Origin of the sequence: Pseudomonas kulmbachensis (assembly GCF_963681935.1) — a bacterium.
In the GTDB taxonomy this organism is placed as follows: Bacteria; Pseudomonadota; Gammaproteobacteria; order Pseudomonadales; family Pseudomonadaceae; genus Aquipseudomonas; species Aquipseudomonas kulmbachensis.
Window position 1 is genome coordinate 2,517,799 of record NZ_OY817088.1, and the last position, 23,254, is coordinate 2,541,052.

The following is a 23,254-nucleotide window of genomic DNA, read 5'->3' on the forward strand; positions in this document are numbered from 1 at the left end:
AGTGCATCGAAACACCGATATTGAGTTAAGGCTGCTGATCGAAGCGATCTATCTCAAATACAGTTATGACTTTCGCGATTACTCCGGCGCTTCGATCAAGCGTCGGGTCAATCACGCATTGCGTCAGTTCGACTGCAACACCATTTCGGCCCTGCAGGAGCGCATCCTGCATGACCCTACGGCCTTTATGCAGTTGCTGCAGTTCCTGACCATTCCCGTGAGCGAGATGTTTCGCGACCCGGAGCATTTCCTGGCAATTCGCCAGGAGGTGGTGCCGATCCTCAAGACCTACCCGTCGCTGAAAATCTGGATTGCGGGTTGCAGCACCGGCGAGGAGGTGTACTCGATGGCCATCCTGCTGCGTGAGGAAGGCCTGCTGGACCGTACCATTATCTACGCAACCGATATCAATCCGCGGTCCCTGGAAAAAGCCAAGCAGGGGATTTTTTCCCTGGAGAACATTCGAGCTTATACCCACAACTACCAAAAGGCCGGTGGTCAGCGCTCGTTTGCCGATTACTACACCGCCGCCTATGACTACGCGATTTTTGACAAGACGCTGCGCGAGAACGTGACGTTCGCTGATCACAGCCTGGCGACCGATAGTGTGTTCTCAGAAACCAATTTAATTTCATGCCGTAACGTATTGATTTATTTCAATAAAAATCTTCAAAACAGAGCCTTTGGGCTGTTCGAGGAATCGCTCTGCCATCGCGGCTTCCTGATGCTTGGCAGCAAGGAAACCCTGGATTTTTCGGACTACAGCAAGCAATTCACATCCGTGCTCAAACAAGAACGGATCTATCGCAAGCTATGACTGTCCAAAACAGCTGCTGGGCTAACCAGGGACCTGTCGAAGCGGTGGTGATCGGGGCTTCTGCGGGCGGCGTCGAAGCCTTGCTGACGATTTTCGCCGACCTCAAACCCGGTTATCGCCTGCCGATCATTGTGGTCCTGCATTTGCCTGACGAGCGTCGCAGCCAAGTGGCCGAGGTGTTTGCCCGGCGCTTGCCAGTACCGGTCAGGGAGGCTCAGGACAAACAGCCAATCGAGCCGGGCACCTTGTACTTTGCAGCCCCTGGGTATCACCTGTCGATCGAGCATGATCACAGTTTTTCCTTGAGTCAGGAGGAGCGCGTGCATTACTCACGACCTGCCATTGATTACCTTTTTGAATCCGCAGCCGACGTGTATCAACAGCGTTTGGCTGCGGTATTACTGACGGGCGCCAACCAGGATGGTGCGCGGGGAATGAGCCTGGTCAAGGAATTGGGTGGTTTGACGATCATCCAGGACCCTGACGAAGCTCAGGTTTCGACCATGCCGCGAGCGGCACTGGATCTGTGCCAACCGGACTGCATTCTTCCCTTGCGCGGCATTGGCCGTCTGCTCGTCGAGCTGGAACATAACGCATGCTACTAAGTGATATTCAAGCCAAACTGCTGATCGTCGATGATCTGCCGGAAAACCTGCTGGCGCTCGAAGCGCTGATCAAGCGCGAGGACCGCATCGTATACAAGGCCCTGTCTGCGGATGAGGCGTTGTCGTTGCTGCTGCAGCATGAATTCGCAATGGCCATTCTTGATGTGCAAATGCCCGGCATGAACGGTTTTGAACTGGCCGAGCTGATGCGTGGCACGGCCAAGACCAAAAACATCCCGATCGTGTTTGTCAGCGCCGCCGGGCGCGAAATGAACTATGCCTTCAAGGGCTACGAAAGCGGCGCGGTCGACTTTTTGCACAAACCGCTGGATATCCATGCGGTCAAAAGCAAGGTCAATGTATTTGTCGAGCTGTATCGCCAGAGCAAGGCCATGAAGCAGCAGGTCGAAGCCTTGGAACAGAGCCGTCGCGAGCAGGAAACTTTGCTGGCACAGTTGCAATTGACCCAGGTTGAACTGGAACATGCGGTACGCATGCGCGATGACTTTATGTCGATCGTCTCCCATGAGGTGCGCACCCCGCTGAACGGCCTGATCCTGGAAACGCAACTGCGCAAGATGCACCTGGCCCGCGATAACGCGGCGGCGTTCACCATGGACAAGATGCAGGCCATGGTCGAGCGTGATGAGCGCCAGATCCAGAGCCTGATCCGCCTGATCGAAGACATGCTCGACGTATCGCGGATCCGCACCGGCAAGCTGTCTATCCGCCCTGGCCAGTTCGATTTGGCCCAAACCGTCGCGCAGCTACTGGAAAGCTTCTCGGCGCAGATCAGCGCGGCGCAGTCGAGTGTCAACTTCACGGCAGAGCAGCCAGTGGTGGGGCAGTGGGATGAGTTCAGAATCGAGCAGGTGATTTCCAACCTGCTGACCAACGCCTTGCGCTATGGCGCAAAAAAGCCCATTGATGTGTCTGTTTATATCGAAAGTGGCCAGGCGGTGGTCGACGTGCGCGACCAAGGCATTGGCATCAGCGAAGAAAACCAGCAGCGGGTTTTTCAGCAGTTTGAACGGGTTTCATCCAGCCATGTCATCGCGGGGCTGGGTTTGGGCCTGTTTATTTCGGAGCAGATAGTCGCCGCCCACAGCGGTACAATCAGCGTACAGAGTGCATTGGGCGAGGGTGCCTTGTTCAGGGTTTGCCTGCCGCTGGTACAAAAGACATAAACTCGATGCAACCTGTGACCATGCCCGGAGTCTTACTGGGCAGCGACTGCATGAATTAAGGTTCCCCATGAGTGAAGATGCGCAAGATGTTGTTTTGATTGTCGAAGACGATCCCTCGATCCTGATGGTCCTTAGTGCCTACTTGTCCGGCGAGGGCTATCGGGTATTGCAGGCTGAAAACGGTGAGCAGGCCTTCGAAATATTGGCCAGCAAGCCGCACCTGGATCTTATGGTCACCGACTTTCGCCTGCCGGGAGGTATTTCGGGGGTACAGATCGCCGAGCCTGCGCTGAAGTTGCGACCTGATTTGAAAGTCATCTTTATCAGTGGTTACCCGGCAGAAATCCGTGACACGGGCAGCCCGATTACCCTCACGGCGCCGATTCTGGCCAAGCCGTTCGACCTCGACACGCTGCAGGCCCAAATCCAGAAACTGCTGGCCTGACCCAAACTTGTAGCAGCTGCCGAAGGAACGAGGCTGCGTTCGAGTGCGCAGCGCTCGCAATCCCGGCAATCGGGGAGTACCAGATTACCGTGTTGCTCGATTTTACGACGGCTACGCCGCCGAACGCAGCCTCGTTCCTTCGGCAGCTGCTACGTAATCAGGTGTTTCAAAGCCCCTGCTGCAACGCCGGATCATCCGGGTTCTGCTGCTCCAGTTGCGCGAGCAACACCTGCACGTTCTGCAATTGCCCGGCTTCTTTCCAGTAGCCGATCAACAACACCCGTGCCTTGCGATTGGCAGGCTGGCGTTGCAGCAGCTCTTCGAGCTGGCGTTGCGCAGCTTCCAGTTGGTCGAGGTCATGCAGGGCGGTGGCCAGCTTGTAGCGGTAATCACTGTTGTCAGGCTCCAGCTCCACGGCCTTGGCTAGACCGAGCAGGGCGTACTCGGTCTGGCCGTGATTGAGCAGCCAGATTCCCAGCGTATGTTGCAAGTAAGCCGAGTCAGGATGTGCCTCAAGTTGGCTGGCCAATAATTGGCGCGCTTGCTCCGCTTGGCCGCGCTTATCCAGCAGGTCAATCTGCGCGGCCACGGCCTTGATGTCGTCCGGGGCCAGGCGGGTCATTTGCTCCAGTGCAGCCTGGGCGTTATCCAGTTGCCCTTCGTGCAGGTACAGCCGGGCAAGCTGACCCTGAGCTTGCGGGTCGTCGGGACGGGTCTTGAGGTCGCGCTCGAACTCGTCGATTACTTGCTGCAACGGGCCGAAGTACAGCCCCTGTTCATCCGGGGACAACCCGAGCAGGGCATTGGCCGCAGCAAAACGCACAGTCTGCTCCGGATCATCCAATAGCGGCCCCAGCAGCAGCGTGCGCTGGGCGTTGGGTACCAGCCCGACAATGCTCTGGATCGCAGCCGTGCGCACCAGTGGTGAGGTGCTGTGCAAATCGGCGTCGGCCAACTTCAGCGCCTGTGGGCTTGGGTAGTTAGGCAACTCGGCATGCAGTTTGACGCGGCGCGCATCGGTCAAGTCGTTGCGCGCCAGTTGCTGATAGAGCACGCGAGCGGCACCGGGCTTACCGTTTTGGGCCATATCCAGTGCGATGGAATAACGTTGGCTCAGAGTGGGCGTCGGGACAGTCGGAGCAGGGCGCATCGAATACCAAAGACCCGCAGCAATAACCGCGGACAGAAGGCTGATGACGAGGTAGCGGCGTGGCTGGGTCATCCAATATCCAGAAACAGGCGAGCGTATGAGGTGCAAGATTGGGACAGTAGAGGGCTTGAGTCAAACGCTGTAGCCGTTGAAGAGCGAGGCGAGGCTACGACCGGCGCCGCAGCCTGGCGACACTGGCGGATAAAAAAAGCCCCGCGACCGAATGAGCGCGGGGCTAAAAAATGGTTGGTTGCGGCCAACCAAAGGAGCTCGTTGAATCAGTGCGCGCTTGCGACGGTCTCGGCTTGCCAGCCGCCACCCAGCGCTTTGTAGATGGCCACTACGCCGCGATACAGCTCAACCTCGGCCTGGGCCTGGCTGTCTTCAGCCGCCAGACGCTCGCGCTGGGCGTCGAGCAGGACCAGAAAGTCCACTGTGCCTTCGCGGTAGCGGATAGCAGCCAGGTCAGCGGCAGTTCGGCTGGATTCGCTTTGACGAATCAGCGACACCAAACGCTGCTGGCGTTTGCCGTAATCACTAAAAGCGTTTTCTGATTCTTCCAGTGCCAACAGCACTTGCTGTTCATAACTGGCCAGGGCGCCATCGGCTTCTGCGTCGGCACCGCGCAGGCGTGCACGCACGCTGCCCAGATCAAACGCTGGCCAGGTAATGCGCGGGCCGAGGGCCCAAGCATTGGCCGCAGCCGAACCGATTTGCGAACCACGCCCGGCGGTAAAACCGAGGAAGCCGCTCAAGCTGACCCGAGGGAACAAGTCGGCCTTGGCCACCCCGATCCGGGCAGTGGCCGCGGCCAGCTTGCGCTCGGCACTCATGATGTCGGGTCGGCGCTGCAGCAGGTCACCGGGGTTACCGATGTTCAAGGCTTTGGCAATCGCCGGCAGCTGCGCCGGGCTCAGGTCAACGCTGAGCTGCTCAGGGCGTTGGCCCAGCAAGGTGGCGATACGATTGCGTTCGCGGACTTGTTCGGCCTGCAATTGCGGCACACTGGCCTCAACCGCCGCCAAGCGAGCATCAGCGCGCATCACGTCCAGTTCGTCACCAACGCCTGCGTCACGCAGGCTTTCGGTAATGGCCTTGGAGTCTTGCTGGTTTTTCAGGTTGGCCAGGGCAATACGCTCGCGCAGTTGTGCACCGCGCAACTCACCGTAGGCGTCCACCAGCTCGGCAATCATGGTCACTTGCAACTGATACAAATCGGCTGCAGCCCCTTGCTCGTCGGCGTCGCTGGCCTCCAGCTCACGCTGGATGCGGCCAAACAGATCGATTTCCCAGGCCATGTCCAGGCCCAGGTCATAGCGCTCACTGTTGACGCGCTTCTCGGTGGTCCCTGGAATCTGGCCCTTGCCGACATCGCTGCTGACTCGGCTGGTGATGGTCGGCATGGTGTCATTGCTGACGTCATCACGGATCGCCCGGGCCGCGCGCAGGCGGGCAAATGCCACGCGCAGCTCGCGGTTGCCAGCCAGTGACTGAGTCACCAACTGGTTGAGGGTCGGGTCATCAAACTGCTGCCACCAGATCCCTTCAAAATGCGCTCGGTCAAAACCCTTGAGGTTGTCGGCACTGATATGTGCAGGTTCTGTCGCCGGGGTTTTGTAGTCCGGGCCAACGGCGCAGGCGCTCAAGGCCAGTACCAACAGGCTTGGCAGGAATACTCTCACGCTCATTGTTGCGACTCCAGCTTGAGGTGTTTGGCGGCTTTGCGCGCTTCACTGCGCTCCACATAACGGCGGATCAAGACGTAGAACACCGGCGTCAGCAGCAGACCGAAGAAGGTCACCCCGAGCATCCCGGAGAACACCGCTACACCCATGGCGTGACGCATTTCTGCACCGGCGCCGCTGGAGAGCACCAGAGGCACCACACCCATGATGAAGGCGAACGACGTCATCAGGATCGGCCGCAGACGCAGGCGGCAGGCTTCCAGTACCGCATCCAGCGGGTTCATGCCTTCTTCCTGCTTGTCCTTGGCAAACTCGACAATCAAAATCGCGTTCTTGCACGCCAACCCCACCAGTACGATCAATCCGATCTGGGTGAAGATGTTGTTGTCGCCTCCCGACAGAATCACCCCGGTAATCGCTGATAGCAGCGTCATCGGTACGATCAGGATCACCGCCAGCGGCAGGCTCCAGCTTTCGTATTGGGCGGCCAGTACCAGGAACGCCAGCAGTACGCAGAGCGGGAACACGAACAGGGCGGTATTGCCTGAAAGGATTTGCTGATAGGTCAGCTCAGTCCATTCGAAGGTCATGCCGTTAGGCAGTTCTTCCTTGAGCAGTTTCTCCATCGCCGCTTCAGCTTGACCCGAGCTGTAGCCCGGTGCCGCTGCGCCGTTGATTTCTGCGGTGACAAAACCGTTGTAGTGCATGACGCGATCCGGGCCTGCGGTGTCGCTGATCTTGATGAAGGTCGCCAGCGGGATCATTTCGCCCTTGTTGTTGCGCACTTTCAGTTGGCCAATCTGCTCGGGCTCCAGACGGAACTGCTGCTCGGCTTGTACGTTGACCTGATAAGTGCGACCGAAGCGGTTGAAATCGTTGGCATACAGCGAGCCCAGATAGATCTGCAGGGTGTCGAAGATGTCGCTGATGGCAACGCCATGAGTCTTGGCTTTTTCGCGGTCGATGGCAGCATCGACTTGCGGAACGTTGACCTGATAGCTGGTGAACAACCCGGCCAGTTCCGGCACGCTATGGCTCTTGGCAATTACGTTCTGCACTTCCTTGTACAGTTCGTCATAGCCCAGGCCAGCGCGGTCCTCGACTTGCAGGCGAAAGCCGCCAATGGTGCCCAGCCCTTGTACTGGTGGTGGCGGGAAGATCGCGATATAGGCTTCCTGGATATCCGCAAACTCTGCATTCAGCGTGGCGGCAATAGCGGCGGCTGACTGGCTTGGGTCCTTGCGTTGATCGAAGTCCTTGAGCGCGACAAACACGATGCCGCTGTTCGGGCTGTTGGTGAAACCATTGATCGACAGGCCGGGGAAGGCGATCGAGTTGGCAACACCGGGCTGCTTGAGGGCCAGCTCCGACATGCGTTTGATCACCTCTTCGCTGCGATCCAGGCTCGCGGCGTCTGGCAGTTGAGCAAAGGCCACCAGATATTGCTTGTCTTGCGGCGGTACAAAACCGGTCGGGGTGTGGGCAAAACCGGCCCAGGTCAACACCATCAAACCTGCATACACCAGCATTGCGATCCCGCTGCCACGAATAATCCGGCGCACGGTGCCGACGTAGCCATTACTGGCCTTGACGAAGAAGCGGTTGAACGGACCGAACAGCCAGCTCCCGAACAGTCGATCAAGTACACGGGTGAAGCGGTCTTTCGGTGCGTTATGACCCTTGAGCAGTACAGCGGCCAGGGCAGGGGACAAGGTCAGCGAGTTGAAAGCCGAGATCACCGTCGAAATCGCGATGGTCAGAGCGAACTGCTTATAGAACTGTCCGGTCAGGCCCGAGATAAATGCAGCCGGGATAAACACCGCACACAGTACCAGGGCGGTGGCGATGATCGGGCCGGTCACTTCACGCATGGCCCGCTTGGTGGCGTCCACCGGGTTGAGCCCCAGTTCGATATTCCGCTCGACGTTCTCCACCACCACAATGGCATCGTCGACCACGATACCGATGGCCAGCACCAGCCCGAACAGCGACAGGGCGTTGAGCGAAAAGCCGAACATATGCATCACAGCGAACGTACCGATCAGCGATACGGGCACGGCCACTAACGGAATAATCGAGGCGCGCCAAGTTTGCAGGAACAGGATAACAACCAGTACTACCAGAATCAGTGCTTCAAACAGGGTATGGACTACCGCTTCGATCGAACCGCGAACGAAGATTGTCGGGTCATACACGATGTCGAAGTCCATGCCTTCCGGGAAGTTCTGTTTCAGTTCGGCCATCTTGGCGCGAACGTCATTGGATATCTGGATTGCATTGGAGCCCGGGCGCTGGAAGATCGGTATCGCCACCGCCGGTTGGTTGTTCAGCAAGGAACGCAGGGCGTACTGGCTGGAGCCCAGTTCAACCCGGGCTATGTCTTTGAGGCGAGTGATCTGGCCATCATCGCCGGAGCGAATAATGATGTTTTCGAACTCTTCCTCACTGACCAGTCGGCCCTGGGTGTTAACCGACAGCTGGAAGCTGGTTGCGTTGGGGGCAGGGGGGGCACCCAGCGCACCGGCAGCCACCTGGCGGTTTTGCTCGCGGATGGCGTTGACCACATCGGTAGCGGTCAGGTTGCGCGACGCGGTCTTGTTTGGATCGAGCCACACCCGCAACGAGTAGTCACCCATGCCGAACAGTTGCACATCGCCGATGCCGTTCAGCCGTGCCAGCTCATCCTTGATATTGAGGATGGCGTAGTTGGACAGGTACAGCATGTCGTAGCGCTGGTCCGGGGAGGTCAAGTGCACAACCATGGTCAGGTCGGGCGAAGCCTTGTCTACCGTGATACCGATGCGCGTCACTTCTTCGGGCAGCTTGGGCTGGGTCCGGGTGACGCGGTTTTGCACCTGCACCTGAGCGTTGTCCAGGTCAGTGCCCAGGGCAAAGGTGATGGTCAGGGTGATCTTGCCGTCAGCGGTGGACTGCGAAGACATGTACAACATGTTTTCAACACCGGTAATGGCTTGTTCCAACGGCGCGGCGACGGTTTCGCCGATCACTTTAGGGTTGGCACCCGGGAAGCTGGCGCGCACCACGACGGTAGGTGGAACCACTTCCGGGTATTCACTGATAGGTAATTGGAACAGCGAAATGCCGCCCGCAATCAGTATCAACAGTGAAAGCACAGCGGCGAAAATCGGCCGCTGGATGAAGAACTGGGAAAAATTCATCGGTGTTTTCGTCCCTTAACCGCGAGGAGTCGCGACGCTGGCCAGCTTCGGCGCGCCAGAGGCGGGCTTGGCAGGTGACAGGTTGCTGGCTTCCAGGGCTTGTCGTTGTTGTGCCAGTGCGGCGAGGGTTTGTTCGTTGGCCATCGGGATCACCTCAGGCGTCACCGGTGAGCCAGGGCGCACTTTCTGCAAGCCCTTGACGATGATCGTGTCGTCCTTGTTCAGGCCGCTGCGAACAATGCGCAGGCCTTCGATTTTCGGACCAAGATCAACGGCGCGGTACACCGACTTGTTGTCGTCACCCATCACCAGCACGAATTTTTTGCCCAGGTCAGTGCCGACCGCTTCGTCATTGATCAGCACAGCGGAGTAAGTGCCGCTGCCGACCAGCTTCAATCGCGCATACAGCCCAGGAGTGAAGCTGCCGTCGGTGTTGTCGAACACGGCGCGACCACGGATGGTGCCGGTTTTCGGGTTGACCTGGTTATCGACGAAATTCATCTGGCCCAGATGCGGGTTGCCGTCTTCATTGGACAAACCGAGGTACACCGGCGTGCTCTGGCCGCGTTGGCCCTGGCGGGCAAGCTGGCTGTACTTGAGGAACACACGCTCGTCTGCGTCAAAGTAGGCATACACCTTGTCGGTGGACACTACGCTGGTCAGCGGCGTGACATCCGCGCTGACGATGTTGCCTGCGGTGATTTCGGCACGGCTGACGCGGCCACTGATTGGCGAGGTGACGCGGGTAAAGCTCAGGTTGAGTTTTGCCAGGTCCAGCTGTGCCTGAATCGCCGCGACACCGGCGCGTGCAGCCTGGGAAGCTGTGCTGCGCGAGTCGGCCAGCTCAGCCGAGATGGCATTGCTTTGGCGCAGACGTTCGCCGCGCTGGGCTTCGTTTTCACTGCGGGTAGCGTTGGCGCGGGCTTGTTGCACCTCGGCTTCAAGACGACGTACTTCAGCCTGGAACGGGCGCGGATCAATCTGGAACAGCAGGTCGCCCTTTTTCACCAGGGCGCCCTCGGTAAAGGCGACCTGATCAATCTGGCCCGACACGCGCGGACGAATTTCTACGGTTTCCGGTGCTTCGAGGCGACCTGTGAACTCGTCCCATTCATTGACCGGCTGTTCCAGCACCTTGGCCACACTGACTTTTGCAGCGGAAGCAGGAGCAGTCGCTTGTGGTGTTTTACCGCATGCGCTCATCACCACGATGGCCAAGGCCGCGAGTGGGAAGCGCAAATGTTTAAGTGACCGTTCCATGGGGGGAGTCCGCCAATCTATTGAGATGGGCGGATAATGCTGGCACGCGAGCTGGCGCACGAATCGAACCCAGCGAAGATCAATATCATCCGGAATGATAGAAAGCCGAACCGAGCCCTCTAGCCTGCGCTTTTTGTTAGGGTACTATCAATTAAAAAAAGCATGAACTCATTATTGATGTGGAGCGAGCCTGCTCGCGAAGAGCCCTGGTGAGACCTTCGCGAGCAGGCTCGCTCCCACGGTTGCTTCACTGTAATCCTCAAAAGTTGATCGAGGCACTCAACCTGGCCGTCAGCGGAGCACCCTGGAATGCATAGTTGTCACCCATGTATCCGCCCACATCGCGCCAGTAGCGCTTGTCGAACAGGTTGTCGACGCTCAGCCGGAACACTGTGTCATAGCCCTCGATTCGGGTGCTGTAACGGCTGCCGATATTGAAGATGGCGTAGGCGTCCGCCTGTACCCCACCTTGCTGGCTGGCGTACTTTTTGCCGCTGTATTGCACGCCACCCAGCAGCGCCAGCCCATCGACCCATGGCAGGGCGTAATCGCCGTAAAGGCTGGCACGCAGGGTTGGCACATTGATGGTTTGGTGCCCTTCATAGTCAGGGGTGCCGCTACCCGTAACCCGCGAGCGAATCGCCGCCACACTGGCTGCAATCTGCAGGCGCTCGCTGGCCCAACCATTGGCGGCGAGTTCCAGACCGGTGTTTTTCTGCTCGCCCTGCTGCACGTAGGTGAACTCACCCGGAGTCGCATCGGGACGTGCGTACTGGTAGTCCTGACGGATCTGGAACAGCGTGGCGCTCAGGCTGATGCGCCGCCAGTCGTACTTGACCCCAGCCTCGATCTGCCGCGACACGCTAGGGGCCAGGATTTCAAAGGCATTGCTGGCATACCACGGCGCTGTGCCGCCCAGCGACAAGCCCTTGCTGTAGCGGGTATACAGCGACAGGTTTTGCACCGGCTTGTAGATCAGTGCGGCCTGGGGCAGGAACTCGTAGCGTTGGGTATGGCGGGTGGTGTCGCCCTGATCGTCGAAGGTACGCTCATCCAGACGCACTTCACGCCCGCCAATTACGGTCTGCCATTGTTCGTTAAAGCTGATGCGGTCGTTGAAAAATACCCCGTATTGGCGGCTGTCCAGACGGCGATAGCTGTCTTGGAGCGGCCCGTCGTAGCGCGCAAAGTCCTGCGGTTCGCTGTCGATATTGCCGCTGCCGATCATTTCGTTGACCAGCTCGCGCTGATCGACCACACGTCTGAATGCACTGCTGCCGACGGTCAGTTCATGGCCGATGCCGCCCGTATCAAACTGACCACTCAGTGCGGCCTGTACTTCGTCGTTGCGCCGGGTATCGTCCGGGCTCTGGAAGTCGTAAATGTCGTAACCGCCTTCGGGGCTGAAGTAGTTGGGCACCGTGCTGGTGCAACTGGTTGAGCCGTAACAGCCCCAGGCAAACGAGCTGTAGTCATCAATCACCACCTTGCTGCGCGAGGCGCTGAGGCTGCCTTTCCAGTTTTCGCTGAAGTGGTATTCGAAGTTGCCGTTGATATTCAGCGAATCAATGGTCACCGGCCTGGAGCCGCTCTGGTGCGCCAGCAGTTTTTTCGGCGAGGCATGGTGCGGCAACTCGGTGCCACCGAGCAGTTGATAGCCCGGCACCGAACGCTGCTCCTTGTTTTGATACTCCACATCCAGTTGCAGCAGCGCGTCAGGGCTGATGTTCCAGTCAAACGCCACCGCCGCGAAATCGCGCTGGCCATTGGCGTGTTCTACATAGGAGTGGAGATCTTCATGGGCGAAGTTGGCACGTAGCCCGAACTGCTGCTCACTGCCGAACCAGCCACCCACATCGGTGGCCAGGTAGCCACTGCCACGGTCGTCGGTCGAAACGGTGACCGAACGCACATCGGCCGCCCGTTTGGTCACGTAGTTCACCACGCCGCCGGGCTCGGAAACGCCGCTTTGCAGGCCGGACAGGCCCTTGAGCAACTCCACCTGCTGTTTGTTTTCCAGGCCGACGTTTTGCTCGCCGGTGATGGTGCGGCCGTTGATCTTGTAGCTGCTGGCCGAGTTCAGCGAGAAACCGCGCACCACGAAGTTCTCGTAATAACCAATGGGCGCATAGCTTTCACCCACGGAAGCGTCATTGCGCAACACCTCGCTGAGCAGCCGGGCTTGTTGATCCTTGATCAGGGTGTCGGTAAACACCGAAATCGCCGCAGGGGTATCCAGCAGGGGCGCCGCCTCGAAGCCACCGACCCAGGCGTTGTCAGCCTGGTAGCCGCCGGTGTCATCGGCGGTAATGGACGTCGCGGGCAGTTCGGTGTTGGCCGCGTGGGCCACAGGCACTGTGCTGGACAGCAGCAGGCCAAGGGTCAGCAGGTTGAGCGTGAACCGCGGGGCGGACTCTCCCTCGTTGAAAGTCCGGTAAAGCATGTTCATGCAAAGCTCCTGAACGATGGGCAGGCTTGAGGCCAGGCCTGTTTCTCAAGCGCGCATCATACATAACCGTCCGCACAGGGTAGCGGTCAGATGATTTTAAGGCGCGTTTTTTTAGTTTAAATATTGAGAAAATCCCTACATAAATAGCTTGCTGACGTAAGTTAAAGTGCGTGACTTCCAGTATGGATTTTGCGTTTAAAGCCATTTTTATCATTTTGTTTTTCTATCACCCGCAGATGTTGCTTTGCTGTATCCAGCGTGGTTAACGGCGCTCGTCAACTCAATGAATTTACACTTCCCCTCAGCGATATATGCAGGTTTGAGCAGATTGAGGGCAACAAGAGCACCAGGATGAAAGATCAAATCATGAAAGTTTCTGATCGACCCCGTTCCGGGGGGCATGTATTTAAAAGTTGTTTGTTGGGTGCTTGTCTGGTTTTCCTGGCAGGGTTTGCAGCGCCCCAGGTGCTGGCGACGACGGTCGAGATTTCCGCCAAGTTCTCCCCGGATCCGAACAATCCACAGGTCAATAAGTTTAAAAACACCACGCCCAGCACCGGTTTGTGCAACACGTTTCAGTCTTTTTGCACTACTCAAGGGCTGTACAGTATTCGTCTCGGAATCGAGGCACTGACGCAGCGCCCGATCTTAGCCAACCATGAAAATATTCGTGACGGCGCGATGATCAAGGTTCCTGCCGAGGTCAGGTCTGTTCAAGTGACAAACACGACGACGGGGCAGACAGCTGAGGTGCAATTTTCCATAACTGCCTTTAGCGCAACCAACCGGACCCGTAGTGTTTATGACATTATCGATGTGTCAGCTACGGGCCCCAATGGAGCCAACAGTACTCTTTGGGGTGGGTCGGCCTGGTCATACAATGCGCCTGCACCATGTGTACTGGGAGCATCGATGGGTACCTCCAGCTATATCGACGCTGATTACTTCTGGTCTACACCGGTGGCAGCGCCTTGTGGCAAGTCTCCTGCGTATGATATCGACATGCTCAGACTCCGTAATGCCAGTGTGTCTTACCTGATGACTACCCCTGATCCGCTGAAAATGGAGAGTGGCGTGTATACAGGCACGATCAACTACTCAGTTGGCCCGAATGGCGACTTCGACTTTGGCGATAATCTGCTCGCCACCGACAACGTCGTCACGATGAATCTCACCCTGACCGTTGAACATACTCTCAAGTTTCAGTTTCCGGCTGGCTACGGTTCCGTCACCCTTAACCCTGCAGGCGGTTGGCAGCAATGGTTGAACAAGGGGCGACGTCCGGAAAAGTTGTGGGCCGACCAGCGCTTCAAAATATGGGCATCCTCGCCGTTCAGTGTAACGCTGCAATGTGATAACGCATTGAATGACCAGTGCGCGATCAAGAACGCTGCGGGCCACACTGTCCCAGTGGCTACGCGATTAACGTTGCCCGGCGGCTTGCGTAATGCCTCGAATCAAACGGTCGAGCGCTTTCTATTAAGTACCAACCCTGAGGTTATTTCGCCCAGCCAGTACGTGGATAACGGCAATGCTACGTTGCACTTCGAAGTCGATCGAGATCAGGTCAAAACAATGATTGATGAGCACTCGGGTAGCACATACAAGGGCAATATCACGGTGATCTGGAACAGCGAAATCTGAAACTGTCCTGTAGCCGCTGCCGCAGGCTGCGACAAGGCCCAAAGGGCCTTCAAAAGCGGGGCTGGTGCACCGCCCATCGCATCCTGTTGCAGTGGCTACGGCCTGGCAATCAGCAGGTTGGTAGTGGGGCAAACCTTGATTTAGAGGCTTTGGATGGGGTATAGCTAATAGGCCGACTCAACGTAATACAGGAAATTTCAACGCCATATGGATGGAATCACACGTATCAATCGCCAGTTGGGCTCACACTTCGCATCCCTGATTGCAAGCTGTGGGCCTCACGTCAAATGCTGCTTCAGTGCAGTCACAGGGTTTGTTTCCCGCCTTCTTGCACACTTCGCTTTACCTCTCCTGAGACCCTGCTTCTCAGGCAGTTGCGCCAATGGGCGCCTGTGTTACTTCCCTCCGCCTGATCATTTCTGACTACTAGCCCTTCCGGCTCGCGCATGCCCCGCTTTTAACGGTGCGTTCTGCTGCCCGGTTTTTGTATTTGAAACCACTTTTTGATCCGAAGCGTTTCAGCGAGCGGCCCCATCGACGTTCGCGCTACAAGGAGCTGTACTCATGATTTATTTTCAGGGCAAACGAATTTTCAGTGCCATCTTCGATATGGACGGCACCATGTTCGACACCGAGCGCCTGAGGTTCAAGACCCTCAAGCAGGCAGCTCTAGAGATTTACGGTACGCCGCTTAGTGAAGAGACCCTGATCGGCTCACTGGGTTTGAGTGCCAAAAAAGCCGAGGAACTGGCCAAGGCCAACCACGGTCAGGACTTCCCCTACGCACAGGTCAGGTTGCGCGCCGATGAGCTGGAACTGGCTTTTGTGCGTGATCATGGCGTGCCGATCAAGGATGGCCTGCTCGAAGTGCTGGAGCGCCTGCGTAAATACGGTCTGACCATGGCCGTGGCTACTTCAAGTCGCCGGGCTATCGCCGAGGAGTACTTGATCAATGCCAATGTGCTCAAGTATTTCGATGTCACGGTGTGCGGTGATGAGGTCAGCCAGGGCAAACCCCATCCCGAAATCTTCCTCAAGGCGGCCAGCGCGCTCAATTGTCTGCCACAGCATTGCCTGATGCTCGAGGACTCGCAAAACGGTCTGCTGTCGGCCATACGCGCCGAAGGGCAGCCGATCCTGATCGAAGACATCAAGCCTCCGGCGCCCGAGGTCAAGGCCGGGGCACTCAAGGCGTACCTGAGCATGCACGGCTTTTTGGGCGACCTGAACGAGTGCATGCCTGACCTGGGCACCCCGGCGCTGACCGAGAGCTTCCCGCCGACCCTCAATCAATTCAGTGCCGGGATTCATGGTTTCGGTGCGATGGGGGGCGGCTACCTGACGCAAATTTTCTCCCATTGGGATGGCTACACCCGACCGTGCGAGATTATCGCCGCGACCCGTTCACGGATGCTGCGCGAAACCATTCAGGCGTTTGGCCGCTTCAGCGTGCGTTACAGCGCCACGTCTTTCGACCAGACCATCGAAAACCTGAACATGATCGACATGGACGACGCCGAAGCGGTGATCCGCATGTACGACGTGGCAGAAATCATTGGGCTGAGCCTCCCTGAAACGGCAATCCGCAAGCAGGCCGGGGTTATTGCCAAGGGCCTGATCCGTCGCTACGAGCGCCGTGGTCGTGAATTGACGATTCTGATTGTGCTGAACAAAGTCGGCGGCGCGGACTTTGTCCGTCGACATGTGCAGGCGCAACTGGAGCTGCTGGTATCCCCTGAACTGTCGCGCAAGATTCTCGACAACACCCATTTTGTCGAGACCGTGGTCAGCCGCATTGTCTCCAAACTGTCCAACGAAGCGCTGGTGCGCCAGTTGCGGATCAAGTCGAAGATGTTCCAGAACAGCTTGAGCGATGAACCGGTTGTGCCTACGGCAGCCCCGCGGACCCCGGTGCCGGAATACGAGCGTCTGATCAGCCGCTTTCGGCCTTTCGCCCAGTCCAGTAACGCTTTGAGCCAGTTGCATTTGATCCTGTTCAACAGTGAGCCGGACATGCCGCTTTATGCCCAGCGCTGCAGTAATTTGCTTGAGCGCTTGCGCCAGGTGAAGACTGTTGATGACATCACCCAGACCCAGGTAATCAAGAACCTGTTGTGGAACGGCCCCCACGCAATCATTGCCTGGTATGCCAGCCTGCTGGGGTATTCCTGGTTGGGGCAGGGCATGGGCGATCCACGGGTCAGCGAGTTGGCGCAGCGCCTGATCGGCGAGGCAGTCGGCCCGGCACTGGTGGCCGAAAACCCGCATATGGCCGATGCCGTGACCGGGTTTTCGAAAACCTTTCTGCAGCGCTGCAACACTTCCTTCAAGGACCCCTGCGCTCGAGTGGGGCGTGATCCGCTGCGCAAGCTGCAACGTAACGAGCGGATTTTCCGCAGTATCGACCTGGCCAAAAAGCACGGAATTGACAGCAGCGCCCTGGAGTTCGGCACTGCACTGGCGCTGCACTACGCGCTGCGCACAACCGACAGCAAGGATCAGGAGTGCCAACTGATGCGTACTCTGTATCAGGCCAGCGGCAGCATCGAGGCTGTGCTGACCTATACCGGGAGCTACAACGGCCAACCGTATCCGGGGCTGGACCCGATCAAGGATGCAGCGCTGATCACCTCCGTCTGCGGACATTTCCATGGCCCCGTCTGTGCTGAATTCGTCATGCCTGTGATCTGATTCGATCAAGCGGTGAGGTCTGCAATGGGCCAGTCTGGAAGGTCTGTTAAAGGAGCTGATGATGATCCGACTGACCCTGGCCGAGGCTTACGAGCTGGCCGAATCGATCTTGTTGCATAACGGTTTCAACCAGGCCCATGCCCGTGCGGTGAGCGCTACGGTGCTGGCCGGGGAGCGCGATGGCTGTGCTTCCCACGGGCTTTACCGGGTACTCGGTTGTGTGAACTCACTGCGTGCGGGCAAGGTTTGTGCTGATGCCGTGCCACAAGTGATCGATCAGGCGCCTTCAATTGTGCGTGTGGATGCGGCGGGAGGTTTTTCCCAATTGGCATTCCAGGCAGGTTTGCCATTGCTGGAGGAAAAAACCCGGGCTAACGGTATCGCGGCATTGGCGATCAATCGTTGTGTGCACTTCTCGGCACTCTGGGTGGAGATCGAACAGTTGACCGCAGCCGGGCTGGTGGCGCTGGCCTGCAACCCGAGTCATGCCTGGGTGGCGCCGGCAGGCGGTAGCCAACCGGTGTTCGGCACCAACCCCATTGCATTCGGCTGGCCACGGGCGGGGCGTGATCCGTTTGTGTTCGACTTCGCCACCAGCGCTATCGCCCGTGGCGATATCGAGCTGCATCGCCGGGCGGGCAAGGCGATTCCTGAAGGTTGGGGGGTTGATGCCCAGGGGCAGCCGAGCACCGATGCCAATGTGGTGCTCGATACGGGCGCGATGTTGACTTTCGGCGGGCATAAAGGCTCGGCGCTGGCGGCGATGGTGGAGTTGATTGCCGGGCCCTTGATCGGCGATTTGACCAGTGCCGAGTCCTTGGCGTATGACGCGGGCAGCAAGTCGTCGCCGTACCATGGCGAGTTGATTATCGCGTTCGATCCGCAGCGTTTTCTGGGGGCTGCCACCGAGCAGCATCTGGCGCGGGCCGAGGTATTGTTTGCCGGTATTGAAGGGCAGGGTGCGCGTTTGCCGTCACAACGACGCTATGAGGCACGGGCGCGTAGCGAGGTGGAGGGGGTGCAGATCCCGCAGGCTTTGTATAACGATCTGCAGGCGTTGGTGCTTAACTGATCCTGCTGCGTTTGTAGATACTCTGTTCTAGGTCAAGCTCTGGTGGGAGCGAGCCTGCTCGCGAATGTTCTTCGCGAGCAGGCTCGCTCCCACGCTTGAAGTATCTCCTCAGCGGCGACGGTTGTGTTTACGCCAATGAGTCACTACGACGAGAAGCTGGCGCAACAGGCTCGCCCAGCGCCGAGATCCGCGCCGCAGATTCCGCATCAACCTGATGCAGCGACTTGCCACGAGTCTCGCGGGTCAGGGCGACGGCAACGATCGAGATCAGCGATGCTCCGACCAGATACCAGGCGATGGGTGTCGAGCTGTGGTACTTGTTGAGCAAGGTGATGGCGATCAGCGGGGCCAGTGAACCGGCAAAGATCGGCGCTACCTGGTAGCACAGCGACAACGCTGTATAACGCACGTGGGTCGGGAACATCTCGGCCATCAACGCCGAGTACGGTGCGTAGGTCATCGACTCAATCGCCAGCCCCAGCGTAATGGCCGCCATGATCAGCCAGTTGTTGCCGGTGTCCATCATCGGGAATCCGACAAAACCCCAGAACGCAGTGAGTACGGCACCCACCAGATATACTGGCTTGCGCCCGACCAGATCGGACAGATAGCCCATCAGCGGGATCATGAAAAAATGCAGCAGGTGAGCACCGAACATCAGCAGCAGTATTTCTGAGGTGTCCTTGTGCACCACCAGTTTCAGGTAGGTGATCGAGAAGGTCACCACGGTGTAGTACAGAATGTTTTCCGCAAAGCGGGCACCGATGCCCACCAGTACCGAGCGCCAGTGGTGACGCAGCACTTCAACCACACCAAGCTGTTGTTGCTTGTTTTGCGCCTGGCGCGCCTGGGCTTCCTTGAAGATCGGCGCATCATCGACGCTGGTGCGGATCCAGTAGCCGATCAGTACCACAACTGCCGAGAACCAGAACGCTATACGCCAGCCCCAAGCGAGAAAGTCCGCTTCAGACAAGGTTGTCGACAACAGCAGCAAGGCCACGGTGGCTACCAGATTGCCTGCGGGCACCCCGGCTTGCGGCCAACTGGCCCAAAAGCCCCGGCGGTTATCCGGGCAGTGTTCGGAAACCAGCAAAATGGCACCGCCCCATTCTCCGCCGAAGGCGAAGCCCTGAATCAGGCGCAGCAGCACCAGCAGCACCGGCGCGGCATAGCCAATACTGTCGAAACCAGGCAGGCAACCCATCAGGAAGGTGGTGATGCCGACCACCACCAGGCTCAGTTGCAGCAAGCGCTTGCGGCCGAATTTGTCACCGTAGTGACCGAACACCAGACCGCCTATTGGCCGTGCGAGAAAACCGACCGCGTACAGGGCGAAGGCGGCGATGATGCCGTCAATCGGGCTGTCGGTCTGGCGGAAAAACAGCTGGCCGAAGACCAGTGCCGAGGCGGTGCCATAGAGGAAGAACTCATACCACTCGGCGACTGTGCCGGCCATGGCTGCGGCCACGACGCGTTTCAGTCCCGCCGGAGTGGTTGTAGCGTGAGAGGGTTTGGTCGACATGGAGTGTGTCCTGTAGGGCCGTGAAAACAGGTGGGCCGGGCGGTCGCTCAAACGCCCGCCCCGGCAATCAATCAAAGACCGACATCGGGCAGATGCGGACGGTTGGCCAGAGCCTTGGCCATGATCCGCTCGACAAATTCACGATCTTCCCGGGGCAGGGCCAAACGCGGTGGGCGGGTCAGCGCGCTGCCGCGACCGGCAATCGCTTCACACAGCTTGATGCACTGCACCAGGTCGGCGCGGGCGTCCAGGTGCAGGATCGGCATCAGCCACTCATAGATCGGCATGGCTTCGGCAAAACGCCCGGCCTTGGCCAGACGGAAGATGGTTTCGCCTTCTTTTGGGAACACGTTGGACATACCCGATACCCAGCCTTCGGCACCCACCGCGAGGCTTTCGAGGACCACGTCGTCGAGGCCCGCAAACAGCACAAAGCGGTCGCCGACTTCATTGCGAATATCGATAAAGCGGCGGGTATCACCCGAGGAGTCCTTGAAGCACACCACGTTGTCGCAATCGGCCAGGGAAATCAGGATTTCGGGGGTTACGTCGTTTTTGTAGATGGGCGGGTTGTTGTAGACCATCAGCGGCACGTCGGCGTTTTTGGCCACGTAGCGGTAATGCTCGGCGGTTTCGAAGGGCTTGGAGCCATAGACCAGCGCGGGCATCAGCATGACGCCATCGACGCCGACCTTGCGCACCGCGTTGGCCACCTTGGCGGCTTGCACGCTGGTGAATTCGGCCACGCCGCAGATCACCGGCACCCGACCGCGGGAGGCGTCCACCGCGACTTCAGTCACGGCGATTTTCTCTTCGGCGGTCAACGAGGTGTTTTCCCCCACCGAACCGCACACCACCAGGCCCGAGACGCCGTCACGGATCACGTTGGAAATCACCTGGTGGGTCTTGTCCAGGTTGATGGTGAAGTCATCGTTGAATTGAGTGGTCACCGCAGGGAAGACGCCACTCCAGTTGATGCGCTTGCTCATGTTTGTTGCCTCCGGTTTTATAATGGTATTTCGTATACGATTAATTTCGAGCGTTTTGTACAAATTCCAATTGTGGGAGCGAGCCTGCTCGCGATAACGACCTTCGCGAGCAGGCTCGCTCCTACAGGGTGTATCTGGTTCCAGTTGTTCAGGCCCCCGGCCAGGTATCGGAAAGGCGATAGCCCTGCGGCCACGGGTCGCTTGGGTCGAGCAGGTGCTGGTGGGTGCCGGTAATCCAGGCACGGCCTGAAATGCACGGGTAGATCGCTGCGCGCCCGGCGACTTCGGTCATGGAGTCGATGCGGCAATGGAACTCGGAGCCGATGATCGAGCGCCCCACAAAACGATCCCCAACCTTCAGCACGCCCTTGGCCTGCAACACCGCCATGCGTGCCGAGCAACCGGTACCGCAGGGGGAGCGGTCAATCTTGCCCGGACGGATCACTACGGCGTTGGCGCCGCTGGCAATACCGTTTTCATACACCACGGGGGCGGCGATCTGGCAGAAGGAGATATGCGACCAGTCCGGGTTCAGCGGGTGGACGAAGCCCAGTTGCTCGTTGGCGGCGCGGGTGATCTTCAAGCCGACTTCGACGATGTCCTTGGCTTCATCCGGGCTGATGGAAAAGCCCAGTTCCTTGGCATCGGCGAGCACGAAGCTGTCGCCGCCATAGGCGGTGTCGACCTTGATCGAGCCCAGGCCTTGCACTTCGATCCAGGCATCCAGACGGTCAGCGAAGGAGGGTACGTTCTTGATCTCGACCCGCTGCACCTTGCCGTCGCGGCAATCGGCAACCGCTTCGATCAGCCCGCCAGGGGCTTCGAGCACCAGCCGGGTTTGCGGTTCGGTCATCGGCAAAATGCCGCTGTCGAGCAGTACGGTGGACACGCAGATGGAGTTGGAACCCGACATCGGCGGCGTGTCGGCCGGCTCCATGATGATCCAGGCCATTTGTGCCCGTGGATCCTTGGCTGGCACCAACAGGTTGACGTGACGGAACACGCCGCCGCGAGGTTCATTGAGGACGAAGTTGCGCAGGGTTTCGTCCTGGGCAATCCAGCGTGACTGCTCCCACACCGTAGCCCCGGGTGGCGGCGCCACACCGCCAACGATCACGTCACCGACCTCGCCCTCGGCGTGACAGCTGACCACATGAATGACCTTCGATGAACGCATGTTCTGCTCCTATTTGACCGATTTGAGGAACGCCGCGGTTTCCGCGTGCACAGGGTTGCCGATGACTTGATCGGGGGTGCCGATTTCGTGCACCAGGCCATTGCGAAAGAACGCCACACGGTCGGACACATCCCGCGCAAAACGGATTTCGTGAGTGACCAGGACCATGGTCATGCCGTCTTCGGCGAGCATGCGCATGGTGTCCAGCACCTCGCCCACCAACTGCGGGTCGAGGGCCGAGGTGGCTTCGTCGAACAGCATGTAGTCCGGTGACATGGCCAGGGCGCGGGCAATCGCCATGCGCTGTTGCTGGCCGCCGGAGAGCTTGCCGGGGAAAGCTTTAAGCTTGTCGCCAAGGCCCACATGGGTCAGTTGCTGCACGGCCAGCGCCTCGGCTTCGGCCTTGCTTTTGCCCAGTACCTTGCGCGGCGCGAGCATCACGTTTTCGAGCACGGTCAGGTGCGGGAAGGCGTTCCATTGCTGGAACACGATGCCGATTTTCTGCCGCAGGTGGTTGAGGTTGGTGGCGCGGTCGTGGACTTCGATGCCGTCGACGCGGATATGGCCTTTCTGGATCGGTTCCAGGCCATTGATGCACATCAACAGGGTCGACTTGCCGGAGCCTGAGCCGCCGATAATCGATACCACTTCGCCCTTGTTGACGGTCAGGCTCACGCCCTTGACCACTTCAAGTTCGCCGAAGGATTTGTGGACGTTGTCGATCTCAATCATTTTCTTGCCACCTTTTTTCCAGGCGAGCGCCAAGGCGGGCAACCACCAGGCTCATGACGTAATAGATAAGGCCCGCGATGCACAACACCAGCATCGGTTCCTGAATACGAGTGACGATGGTTTGCGAGGCGCGCAGCAGTTCAACGATGCCGATCCACATCACCAGGGCGGTGTCTTTCATCACACTGAGCACCAGGTTGAGCCAGCCGGGAAAGGCCACCCGCATGGCGATGGGCAGCACGATGTAACGCAGGTCCTGCAAGTAGCTCAGGCCCAGCGAGCGGCTGGCCCGGCGCGTGGTAAATGGCACCGCGAGCACACCGCTGCGCACGATTTCGGTGAAGTACGCGGCGGCGTAAACCCCAAGCACGATGCACCCGACGCTGAAGGCGCTGATGTTCAGGCCGACAATGCTTTTGAGCGAGTTGAACAACACAAACTGGATCAGCAACGGCACGCTGCGAAACACATCCAGCACCCAGGCCAGCGGCAGGCTGGCTCGTGGCAGCAAGGCGCGCAGCAGACCGAACAACAACCCGGCAACGGTGCCGAGCAAAATTGCCCAGGTTGTCAGTTGCAGGGTGACCCAGGCCCCGTCCAGCAAAAACAAAAAGTCGTTCCAGGTAAAACTGGTGGAAAACATGGGTGAG

17 protein-coding genes are annotated in these 23,254 nt (G+C 58.6%); 7 read left to right on the top strand and 10 right to left on the bottom strand.

Features of this window, described 5'->3' with window-relative positions; genetic code table 11:
• Position 1: 1 nt before the first annotated feature.
• The 4 genes from U5A05_RS11470 (at position 2) to U5A05_RS11485 (ending at position 3,054) form a co-directional block, all read left to right on the top strand.
• The gene (locus U5A05_RS11470) at positions 2-817 is read left to right on the top strand and encodes a CheR family methyltransferase (protein WP_261742182.1); all 816 of its coding nucleotides are present in this window, start codon (positions 2-4) and stop codon (positions 815-817) included.
• Positions 814-1,422 carry a chemotaxis protein CheB gene (locus U5A05_RS11475; protein ID WP_321836427.1) on the top strand — a complete coding sequence of 203 codons (609 nt, stop codon included), beginning with the start codon at positions 814-816 and terminating at the stop codon, positions 1,420-1,422. The genes U5A05_RS11470 and U5A05_RS11475 overlap by 4 nt, the downstream gene beginning before the upstream one ends.
• Positions 1,413-2,609 carry a hybrid sensor histidine kinase/response regulator gene (locus U5A05_RS11480; protein ID WP_261742184.1) on the top strand — a complete coding sequence of 399 codons (1,197 nt, stop codon included), beginning with the start codon at positions 1,413-1,415 and terminating at the stop codon, positions 2,607-2,609. Before U5A05_RS11475 ends, U5A05_RS11480 begins: the two co-directional genes overlap by 10 nt.
• A 67-nt stretch (positions 2,610-2,676) precedes the next feature.
• Positions 2,677-3,054, top strand: a complete 378-nt coding sequence (locus tag U5A05_RS11485; RefSeq protein WP_095000393.1) for a response regulator — start codon at positions 2,677-2,679, stop codon at positions 3,052-3,054.
• A 166-nt stretch (positions 3,055-3,220) separates the two neighbouring features.
• On the opposite strand, the gene U5A05_RS11490 is transcribed toward U5A05_RS11485, so the two are convergent.
• The 5 genes from U5A05_RS11490 to U5A05_RS11510 all read right to left on the bottom strand — a co-directional run bounded on the left by U5A05_RS11490 (position 3,221) and on the right by U5A05_RS11510 (position 12,777).
• Entirely contained in the window at positions 3,221-4,276 is a 1,056-nt protein-coding gene (locus U5A05_RS11490; protein WP_261742185.1) for a tetratricopeptide repeat protein, read from the bottom strand.
• A gap of 206 nt (positions 4,277-4,482) precedes the next feature.
• Positions 4,483-5,892 (bottom strand): TolC family protein, encoded by a 1,410-nt coding sequence (locus U5A05_RS11495; protein WP_321836428.1) that lies wholly within the window; start codon positions 5,890-5,892, stop codon positions 4,483-4,485.
• The gene (locus U5A05_RS11500; protein ID WP_321836429.1) at positions 5,889-9,068 is read right to left on the bottom strand and encodes an efflux RND transporter permease subunit; all 3,180 of its coding nucleotides are present in this window, start codon (positions 9,066-9,068) and stop codon (positions 5,889-5,891) included. The genes U5A05_RS11495 and U5A05_RS11500 overlap by 4 nt, the downstream gene beginning before the upstream one ends.
• A 15-nt stretch (positions 9,069-9,083) precedes the next feature.
• On the bottom strand, positions 9,084-10,328 hold the full coding sequence (mexE, locus tag U5A05_RS11505; RefSeq protein WP_261742188.1) for a multidrug efflux RND transporter periplasmic adaptor subunit MexE: 1,245 nt from the start codon (positions 10,326-10,328) through the stop codon (positions 9,084-9,086).
• A 259-nt stretch (positions 10,329-10,587) separates the two neighbouring features.
• On the bottom strand, positions 10,588-12,777 hold the full coding sequence (locus tag U5A05_RS11510; RefSeq protein WP_261742189.1) for a TonB-dependent siderophore receptor: 2,190 nt from the start codon (positions 12,775-12,777) through the stop codon (positions 10,588-10,590).
• A 351-nt stretch (positions 12,778-13,128) separates the two neighbouring features.
• Between U5A05_RS11510 and U5A05_RS11515 the strand changes: the two genes are divergently transcribed.
• The 3 genes from U5A05_RS11515 (at position 13,129) to U5A05_RS11525 (ending at position 18,184) form a co-directional block, all read left to right on the top strand.
• Positions 13,129-14,421 (top strand): hypothetical protein, encoded by a 1,293-nt coding sequence (locus tag U5A05_RS11515; RefSeq protein ID WP_321836430.1) that lies wholly within the window; start codon positions 13,129-13,131, stop codon positions 14,419-14,421.
• Positions 14,422-14,985: 564 nt separating this feature from the next.
• Positions 14,986-17,112, top strand: a complete 2,127-nt coding sequence (gene mtlD, locus U5A05_RS11520; protein WP_321836431.1) for a bifunctional mannitol-1-phosphate dehydrogenase/phosphatase — start codon at positions 14,986-14,988, stop codon at positions 17,110-17,112.
• A gap of 61 nt (positions 17,113-17,173) precedes the next feature.
• On the top strand, positions 17,174-18,184 hold the full coding sequence (locus tag U5A05_RS11525) for an Ldh family oxidoreductase (protein WP_321836502.1): 1,011 nt from the start codon (positions 17,174-17,176) through the stop codon (positions 18,182-18,184).
• A gap of 127 nt (positions 18,185-18,311) precedes the next feature.
• Here the strand turns inward: U5A05_RS11525 and abaF are convergent, their stop codons facing one another.
• From abaF to U5A05_RS11550, 5 genes are all read right to left on the bottom strand, one after another.
• Complete coding sequence (gene abaF / locus U5A05_RS11530) at positions 18,312-19,706, bottom strand: fosfomycin efflux MFS transporter AbaF (RefSeq protein ID WP_261742193.1); 1,395 nt, start codon at positions 19,704-19,706, stop codon at positions 18,312-18,314.
• 71 nt (positions 19,707-19,777) lie between these two features.
• Complete coding sequence (locus tag U5A05_RS11535) at positions 19,778-20,695, bottom strand: dihydrodipicolinate synthase family protein (RefSeq protein ID WP_261742194.1); 918 nt, start codon at positions 20,693-20,695, stop codon at positions 19,778-19,780.
• A gap of 148 nt (positions 20,696-20,843) precedes the next feature.
• Positions 20,844-21,872: a trans-3-hydroxy-L-proline dehydratase gene (locus U5A05_RS11540; RefSeq protein WP_261742195.1), complete on the bottom strand. Its 1,029-nt coding sequence runs from the start codon at positions 21,870-21,872 to the stop codon at positions 20,844-20,846.
• Positions 21,873-21,881: 9 nt separating this feature from the next.
• On the bottom strand, positions 21,882-22,604 hold the full coding sequence (locus U5A05_RS11545) for an amino acid ABC transporter ATP-binding protein (protein WP_261742196.1): 723 nt from the start codon (positions 22,602-22,604) through the stop codon (positions 21,882-21,884).
• Positions 22,597-23,247: an amino acid ABC transporter permease gene (locus U5A05_RS11550; RefSeq protein WP_261742197.1), complete on the bottom strand. Its 651-nt coding sequence runs from the start codon at positions 23,245-23,247 to the stop codon at positions 22,597-22,599. The genes U5A05_RS11545 and U5A05_RS11550 overlap by 8 nt, the downstream gene beginning before the upstream one ends.
• Between the last annotated feature and the right edge of the window lie 7 nt (positions 23,248-23,254).

Excerpts from the sequence above, each read along its gene's own strand:
- U5A05_RS11475 (WP_321836427.1), top strand. The coding sequence starts at position 814 with ATGACTGTCCAAAACAGCTGCTGGGCTAACCAGGGACCTGTCGAAGCG.
- U5A05_RS11480 (WP_261742184.1), top strand. The coding sequence starts at position 1,413 with ATGCTACTAAGTGATATTCAAGCCAAACTGCTGATCGTCGATGATCTG.
- U5A05_RS11485 (WP_095000393.1), top strand. The coding sequence starts at position 2,677 with ATGAGTGAAGATGCGCAAGATGTTGTTTTGATTGTCGAAGACGATCCC.
- U5A05_RS11490 (WP_261742185.1), bottom strand. The coding sequence starts at position 4,276 with ATGACCCAGCCACGCCGCTACCTCGTCATCAGCCTTCTGTCCGCGGTT.
- U5A05_RS11495 (WP_321836428.1), bottom strand. The coding sequence starts at position 5,892 with ATGAGCGTGAGAGTATTCCTGCCAAGCCTGTTGGTACTGGCCTTGAGC.
- U5A05_RS11500 (WP_321836429.1), bottom strand. The coding sequence starts at position 9,068 with ATGAATTTTTCCCAGTTCTTCATCCAGCGGCCGATTTTCGCCGCTGTG.
- mexE (WP_261742188.1), bottom strand. The coding sequence starts at position 10,328 with ATGGAACGGTCACTTAAACATTTGCGCTTCCCACTCGCGGCCTTGGCC.
- U5A05_RS11510 (WP_261742189.1), bottom strand. The coding sequence starts at position 12,777 with ATGAACATGCTTTACCGGACTTTCAACGAGGGAGAGTCCGCCCCGCGG.
- U5A05_RS11515 (WP_321836430.1), top strand. The coding sequence starts at position 13,129 with ATGAAAGATCAAATCATGAAAGTTTCTGATCGACCCCGTTCCGGGGGG.
- mtlD (WP_321836431.1), top strand. The coding sequence starts at position 14,986 with ATGATTTATTTTCAGGGCAAACGAATTTTCAGTGCCATCTTCGATATG.
- U5A05_RS11525 (WP_321836502.1), top strand. The coding sequence starts at position 17,174 with ATGATCCGACTGACCCTGGCCGAGGCTTACGAGCTGGCCGAATCGATC.
- abaF (WP_261742193.1), bottom strand. The coding sequence starts at position 19,706 with ATGTCGACCAAACCCTCTCACGCTACAACCACTCCGGCGGGACTGAAA.
- U5A05_RS11535 (WP_261742194.1), bottom strand. The coding sequence starts at position 20,695 with ATGAGCAAGCGCATCAACTGGAGTGGCGTCTTCCCTGCGGTGACCACT.
- U5A05_RS11540 (WP_261742195.1), bottom strand. The coding sequence starts at position 21,872 with ATGCGTTCATCGAAGGTCATTCATGTGGTCAGCTGTCACGCCGAGGGC.
- U5A05_RS11545 (WP_261742196.1), bottom strand. The coding sequence starts at position 22,604 with ATGATTGAGATCGACAACGTCCACAAATCCTTCGGCGAACTTGAAGTG.
- U5A05_RS11550 (WP_261742197.1), bottom strand. The coding sequence starts at position 23,247 with ATGTTTTCCACCAGTTTTACCTGGAACGACTTTTTGTTTTTGCTGGAC.